The sequence below is a fragment of the Pseudomonas sp. GM84 genome, assembly GCF_000282535.1.
GTDB lineage: Bacteria > Pseudomonadota > Gammaproteobacteria > Pseudomonadales > Pseudomonadaceae > Aquipseudomonas.
The window spans coordinates 1-6,259 of sequence record NZ_AKJC01000284.1 but is presented as its reverse complement, the minus strand read 5'-3'; the positions used below and the strand labels follow the sequence as shown (position 1 = coordinate 6,259).

The following is a 6,259-nucleotide window of genomic DNA, read 5'->3' as shown; positions in this document are numbered from 1 at the left end:
AAGCCGGCTCCCACACAAACCTGTGGAGCACCTGTGGGAGCCGGCTTGCCGGCGATAGGGCCCGAGAACCCGACACAAGGCCTACATTGCCTCCTCAGCCTCTCCCGGCAAATCCTCATCCAGATGCACCCAAGGCAAGCGGCTGCTGGTCCAGATATGCCGCTTGGCGCGCACCTGCTCGGGATGATCCAGCGTCGCCACCGTCACATCGATACTGCCCGGGCTGTGTTCGGTCACCAACGCCACATGCGCCCCGCATTCCCCACAGAAATAGCGCTTGCAACCGGCCGGCGCCATATAGCACTGAGGCCGCCCGGCCAGCCAACGAAAACCTGAGCGGGGCAGGGTAAGCCAGGTCACCACCAGCCCCCCGCTGACCCGCCGACAGATCGAGCAATGGCAATGGGCGATGTCCGTCAGCTCGCCCTGAAGCCGATAGCGCAAGGCGCCGCAATGGCAGCCTCCTTCGGTTACATCCGGCATCACTACCTCCTGTCGCCCTTTTCTCGGCGAAAGCTGGCTGAAAGCTTGTCCCCCTAGGATAGCCCCCACTACCGGCAGCAGACCGGTCAGCCAGGGCACCCGGATTTTTCCGTGCCCGGCCCAATCAACAACAACAATGGTGATTCCGATGTTTTCCCGTGCCCGCTCTTCCGTAGTTCCCCTCCGCTTGCTCCCTGCGCAGCGCTCGACGCGCTGATCCGCCCGAATAGCCATTCCTTTCGCCGCGCCACGCCTGGAGTATTGCCATGCTGACCTTCCTCGGCTTTGCCATGGTCATCACCTTCATGTACCTGATCATGACCAAGCGCCTGTCGGCCTTGATCGCCCTGATCCTGGTACCGATCCTGTTCGCCCTGTTCGGTGGTTTTTCCGCCAAGATCGGCCCCATGATGCTCGAAGGCATCAGCAAGCTTGCGCCCACCGGCGTGATGCTGATGTTCGCCATCCTCTATTTCGCCCTGATGATCGACTCCGGCCTGTTCGACCCGGCCGTGCGCAAGATCCTCAAGCTGGTCAAGGGCGACCCGCTCAAGGTTTCCGTCGGCACCGCCGCGCTGGCCCTGGTGGTATCGCTCGACGGTGACGGCGCCACCACCTACATGATCTGCTGCGCCGCCATGTTGCCGCTGTACAGCCGCCTGGGCATGAGCCCGCGGATCATGGCCGGCCTGATCATCCTGGCCGGCGGGGTGATGAACATGACCCCTTGGGGCGGCCCGACCGCCCGCGCCGCCAGTGCCCTGCACGTGGACCCGTCGGACATCTTCGTGCCGATGATCCCGGCCATGCTGTTCGGCATCGTGGCAATCCTGGGCATCGCCTATCTGTACGGCAAACGTGAACGCGCCCGCCTGGGTGAACTGCACCTGCCCACCGATGACATCGACCACAGCGAAATCAGCGTTTCGCAATTCCCGGAAGCCCGTCGCCCCAAGCTGCTGTGGTTCAACGGTGCCCTGACCGCCGCGCTGATGGTCGCGCTGATCGCCGGCCTGCTGCCACTGCCTGTGCTGTTCATGATCGCCTTCAGTATCGCCATGATCGTCAACTACCCCTGCCTGCAACAGCAGAAAGACCGTATCGCCGCCCATGCCGGCAGCGTGCTGGCGGTGACCGGGCTGATCTTTGCCGCCGGTATCTTCACCGGCATCCTGTCGGGCACCGGCATGGTCGAGGCCATGTCCAAGAGCCTGCTGGCCGTCATCCCCGAAGCCCTGGGCCCTTACCTGGCGGTGATTACCGCCATCGTGAGCATGCCGTTCACCTTCTTCATGTCCAACGACGCGTTCTACTACGGCGTGTTGCCGGTGCTGGCAGAAGCGGCCAGCCACTACGGGATCAGTCCGGTGGAAATGGCCCGTGCGTCGATCGTCGGGCAACCGGTACACCTGCTCAGCCCGCTGGTACCCTCCACGTACCTGCTGGTAGCCCTGGCAGGTATCGAGTTCGGCGATCACCAGCGCTTCACCCTCAAGTGGGCAGTGCTGGTCTGCCTGTGCATAATGGCCGCCGCGCTGCTGATGGGCATTTTCCCGCTGTTCAGCAGTCTTTAATCTAATCCGCATTACCCCAACGCGAGGCGCCCGTTTACGGGCGTTTCGCCATTACCGTTCGAAGGAATACACATGGAATGGCTGACCAGCCCGGAAATCTGGGTTGCCTTTTTTACCCTTACAGCGCTTGAGATCGTTCTTGGTATCGACAACATCATCATGATCTCGATCCTGGTCAGCCGCATGCCCAAGCACATGCAGCCGCGCACCCGGATCTTCGGCCTGGCGCTGGCGATGGTCACCCGCATCATGCTGCTGCTGTCGATCACCTGGGTCATGCGCCTGACCGCGGACCTGTTCGTAGTCTTCGGCCAGGGCATCTCCGGACGCGACCTGATCCTGTTCTTCGGCGGCCTGTTCCTGCTGTGGAAAAGCTCCCAGGAGATCTACCACGGCCTGGAAGGCGAGGATGAAAGCGCCGACGAGCCGAAAGGCGCGGGTGGCAAATTCTTCTACACCATCATCCAGATCGCCATCATCGACATCGTGTTCTCCCTGGACTCGGTGATCACGGCGGTGGGCATGGTCTCCCACGTGCCGGTGATGATCGCGGCGATCGTCGTTGCAGTGCTGGTGATGATGCTGTGCGCGGGCGCCATCAGCAATTTCATCGACAAGCACCCGTCGCTGAAGATGCTCGCCCTGTCGTTCCTGATCGTGGTGGGTACCGTGCTGATCGCCGAATCCTTCGACGTGCACGTGCCGAAGGGCTACGTCTACTTCGCCATGGCCTTCTCCCTGGCCGTGGAAGCGATCAACATTCGCATGCGCACCGCCCTGGCGCGTAAAGCGGGCAAGGAACATGACCCGGTGAAACTGCGCAAGGACATTCCGGGTCAATAAAATCTGGAAGCACTGCAAAAAAGGCCCTCCGGGGCCTTTTTTCATGTCCGAGCTTTCATGACGGAAAGATTTCAAATGCTTGCCGAGCGTGCCAAGCTGGCGCGCGGTCTGCAAAACAACTAAAGCTTGAATGAGCACTGAATAAAAATACCCACCCCCGGGCCAGGCTCACGGCTTCACCCATTGGCTCTGCTTCTGGAGCCCGAATTATAAGGGGGGCTAGACCATGCTGATCCTGCTCAACCTGCTCTCCGCCGTGGCATTGCTGGTGTGGGGCACGCATATCGTTCGTACCGGCATCCTGCGGGTGTTCGGCTCCAACCTGCGCCGAGTGCTCAGCCAGAACATGAACCGACGACCGCTGGCCTTCATCGCCGGCATCGTGGTCACCGCCGTGGTTCAGAGCAGCAACGCCACCGCCATGCTGGTCACGTCCTTCGTTGGGCAGGGCCTCATGGCCATGACTCCGGCCCTGGCGATCATGCTGGGCGCCGATGTGGGTACGGCACTCATGGCGCGCGTGCTCACCTTCGACCTGTCGTGGCTTTCACCGCTGCTGGTATTCCTTGGCGTGATCTTCTTCCTTTCACGCAAGCAGACCCGCGCCGGCCAACTCGGGCGGGTGGGCATCGGCCTGGGCCTGATCATTCTCGCCCTGGAGCTGATCGTGCAGGCCGCAGCCCCGATCACCCATGCACAAGGCGTGAAAGTACTGTTCGCCTCGCTGACCGGCGACATTCTGCTCGATGCCCTGGTCGGCGCATTGTTCGCCATGGTCACTTACTCCAGCCTGGCCGCCGTGCTGCTGACCGCGACCCTGGCCGGTGCCGAGGTGATCAGCCTGCCGGTGGCCATCGGCCTGGTGGTCGGCGCCAACATTGGCAGCGGCTTGCTGGCCTTCATCAGCACCAGCATGCAGAACGCCGCAGGCCGGCGAGTGGCCTTGGGCAGCCTGCTGTACAAACTGATCGGGCTGCTGCTGATGATCCCGGTGCTGCATCCGCTGGTGGCGTGGATGGACTCGCTCAGCTTCAGCCCGCAGGAGCTGGTGATCGGCTTCCACCTGCTCTACAACACCCTGCGCTGCCTGATCATGCTGCCCACGGTGAAACCCATGGGCCGCCTGTGCAATGCCCTGTTGCCCGAGCGCGAGAACGGCAACGGCCAGGTGCGCCCACGCCACCTCGACGCATCCGCCCTCACCACCCCCAGCCTGGCCCTGGCCAACGCCGCCCGCGAAACCCTGCGCCTGGGCGATATCGTGGACAGCTTGCTGGAAGCCATGCTCGGCGCCCTGCGCGGCACCCAGACGGCCTTGCCTCAGCAGGTTCGCGCCCTGGTAGAGGACGGCGAGGCCCTGTACAGCGCAATCAAACTGTATCTGGCACAGATGCCCAGGGAAGACCTCAGCGACCAGGACAACCGGCGCTGGGCCGAGATCATCGAGCTGGCGATCAACCTGAAGCTCGCCTGCGACCTGATCGAGCGCATGCTGCGCAAGGTTCAGCAGCAGAAGACCAGCCAGCGCCGGGAGTTCTCCCAGGTTGGCCTGGAGGAGTTGACCGGCCTGCAGGAGCAATTGCTGGCCAATCTGCGCCTGGGCCTGTCGGTATTCCTCAGTGCCGACCCCGAAAGCGCCCACCTGCTATTGCGCGAAAAGCGCCGCTTCCGCGCCCAGGAGCGGCGTCTGGCCCATGCCCATGTCAGCCGCCTGCAACGCAAGGTGGTGCAAAGTATCGAGACGAGTTCGCTACACTTGGAGCTGATCGCCGACATGAAGCGGTTGAACTCTTTGTTCTGCAGCAGTGCCTATGTGGTACTGGGTGGGTCGGACACGGGCGGGCTGATGCTCGACACCGTACCGGACGAAGCCCGCCTGCCCTGACCTCGCAAACCCGGAGACCGAAGCTCGCCCATGCGTTGCCTGATGTTCGTTTGCCTGCTGATCTGCAGCCTGCCCACGCTTGCCCTCGATCGTTCGCGGGTCGAGGGTTACCTGTTGCCAAACGGATTGCAGGTGATCCTCAAATCCGGCTACGAACGGGACCATGTGGCGATCCGCCTGGTGGTGGGGGTTGGCCTGGACGACTTCGGCTGCGAGCAGAAAGAGCTGCCGCATCTGCTCGAACACCTGCTGTTCAGCGGCATCGACGAAACCGGCGAAGGCGGCCTGGAAGAGCGCCTGCAGGCGCTGGGCGGGGAGTGGAATGCCTACACCAGCAGCGCCGACACCACTTTTGTCATCGAGGCCCCGTCGCGCAACCAGCGCAAGGTGCTCGACCTGTTGCTGGCGGTGATCCGCGACACCCGCATCGACGCCAAGAGCCTGGCCACCGCCAAGCGCATCATCGAACGCGAGGATGGCGGCCACTATGGCCACCTGCAACGCTGGCTCGACCGCCAGGACATCGGCCACCCCGCCAGCGACCAGTTGGCGACCGAACTGGGCCTGAAATGCCCCGAACGCTCCAACCTCGACGACATGACCCTGGAGCAGGTGCAGGCCCTGCGCGATCGCTGGTATGCCGCCAACAACATGACCCTGATCGTCGTCGGCGGCCTCGATCGCGTGCTGCCGGCCTACCTGGAGCGCACGTTTGGCGAATTGCCGGCCACCGAGCCGGAAGAGCGCCGCAACCTCGACGGCATCAGCCAGCAGGCCGAACAACGTCGTGATCTGACCCGGGGCTTGCTGGGCGACAGCGCCAAGTTGCATTGGCTGTTCATCGAGCCGGTACTGGACAACGACCACCAGCAGACCCTCGACCTGCTCTCGCGCTACCTGGACTGGGCCCTGTACGACCAGCTGCGCCTGCGCAACGGCCTGTCCTATGGCCCGACGGTGCAACGCGAGAGCTTTGGTGACAGCGGCATGCTCAGCTTCAATGCCGACCTTGAGCGCGACGACGTCGATGCGGCGGTCAAGGTGATGCAGCAACTGTTCGATCACCTGCGCAAGGAAGGCCTCGATCCGGATACTTTCGCCCGCATCAAGGATGCCGCCGTTGCCAAGGAAAGCTGGAGCACCCAGGGCAACAGCGCGCTGGCCGACTATTACTGGGGGGCACTGAACGACTACAGCAACGGGCGCTTCGCCAACCCGGTGCGCAAGTTGCGCCAGGTCACCCTGGCGCAGGCCAACGATGCACTGAAGAGTCTGCTCAAGGATGAGGGTTATCTGCGGATCGAGAAGCCGTTTCTGGGGTATGACGAGCTTTATGGACTGGTGGCGTTGCTGTTGGGGCTGATCCTGGCGGCGGGGCTGCTGCGCTGGCGGCGCCATACGCCTGATCGACCGAGTGGCGCTACACGGGAGCGGTAGATCGGAGGTATCCTTTTGCCAGTACCGGCCCTATCGC

Annotated in this window: 5 protein-coding genes; 4 read left to right on the top strand and 1 reads right to left on the bottom strand. The window is 63.0% G+C overall.

Annotation, left to right across the window (positions count from 1 at the left end):
• Window positions 1-81 precede the first annotated feature (81 nt).
• The gene (locus tag PMI38_RS20945; RefSeq protein ID WP_008098376.1) at window positions 82-483 is read right to left on the bottom strand and encodes a GFA family protein; all 402 of its coding nucleotides are present in this window, start codon (window positions 481-483) and stop codon (window positions 82-84) included.
• Window positions 484-749: 266 nt separating this feature from the next.
• Here PMI38_RS20945 and PMI38_RS20940 point away from each other — a divergent pair, with 266 nt between their 5' ends.
• The 4 genes from PMI38_RS20940 (at window position 750) to PMI38_RS20925 (ending at window position 6,222) form a co-directional block, all read left to right on the top strand.
• Window positions 750-2,057, top strand: coding sequence for a CitMHS family transporter (locus PMI38_RS20940; protein ID WP_008098374.1), 1,308 nt, complete (start codon window positions 750-752; stop codon window positions 2,055-2,057).
• A gap of 72 nt (window positions 2,058-2,129) precedes the next feature.
• Entirely contained in the window at window positions 2,130-2,900 is a 771-nt protein-coding gene (locus PMI38_RS20935; protein ID WP_008098372.1) for a TerC family protein, read from the top strand.
• A gap of 226 nt (window positions 2,901-3,126) precedes the next feature.
• The gene (locus tag PMI38_RS20930) at window positions 3,127-4,785 is read left to right on the top strand and encodes a Na/Pi cotransporter family protein (RefSeq protein WP_008098370.1); all 1,659 of its coding nucleotides are present in this window, start codon (window positions 3,127-3,129) and stop codon (window positions 4,783-4,785) included.
• 30 nt (window positions 4,786-4,815) lie between these two features.
• Complete coding sequence (locus PMI38_RS20925; RefSeq protein ID WP_008098368.1) at window positions 4,816-6,222, top strand: M16 family metallopeptidase; 1,407 nt, start codon at window positions 4,816-4,818, stop codon at window positions 6,220-6,222.
• Window positions 6,223-6,259: the final 37 nt, after the last annotated feature.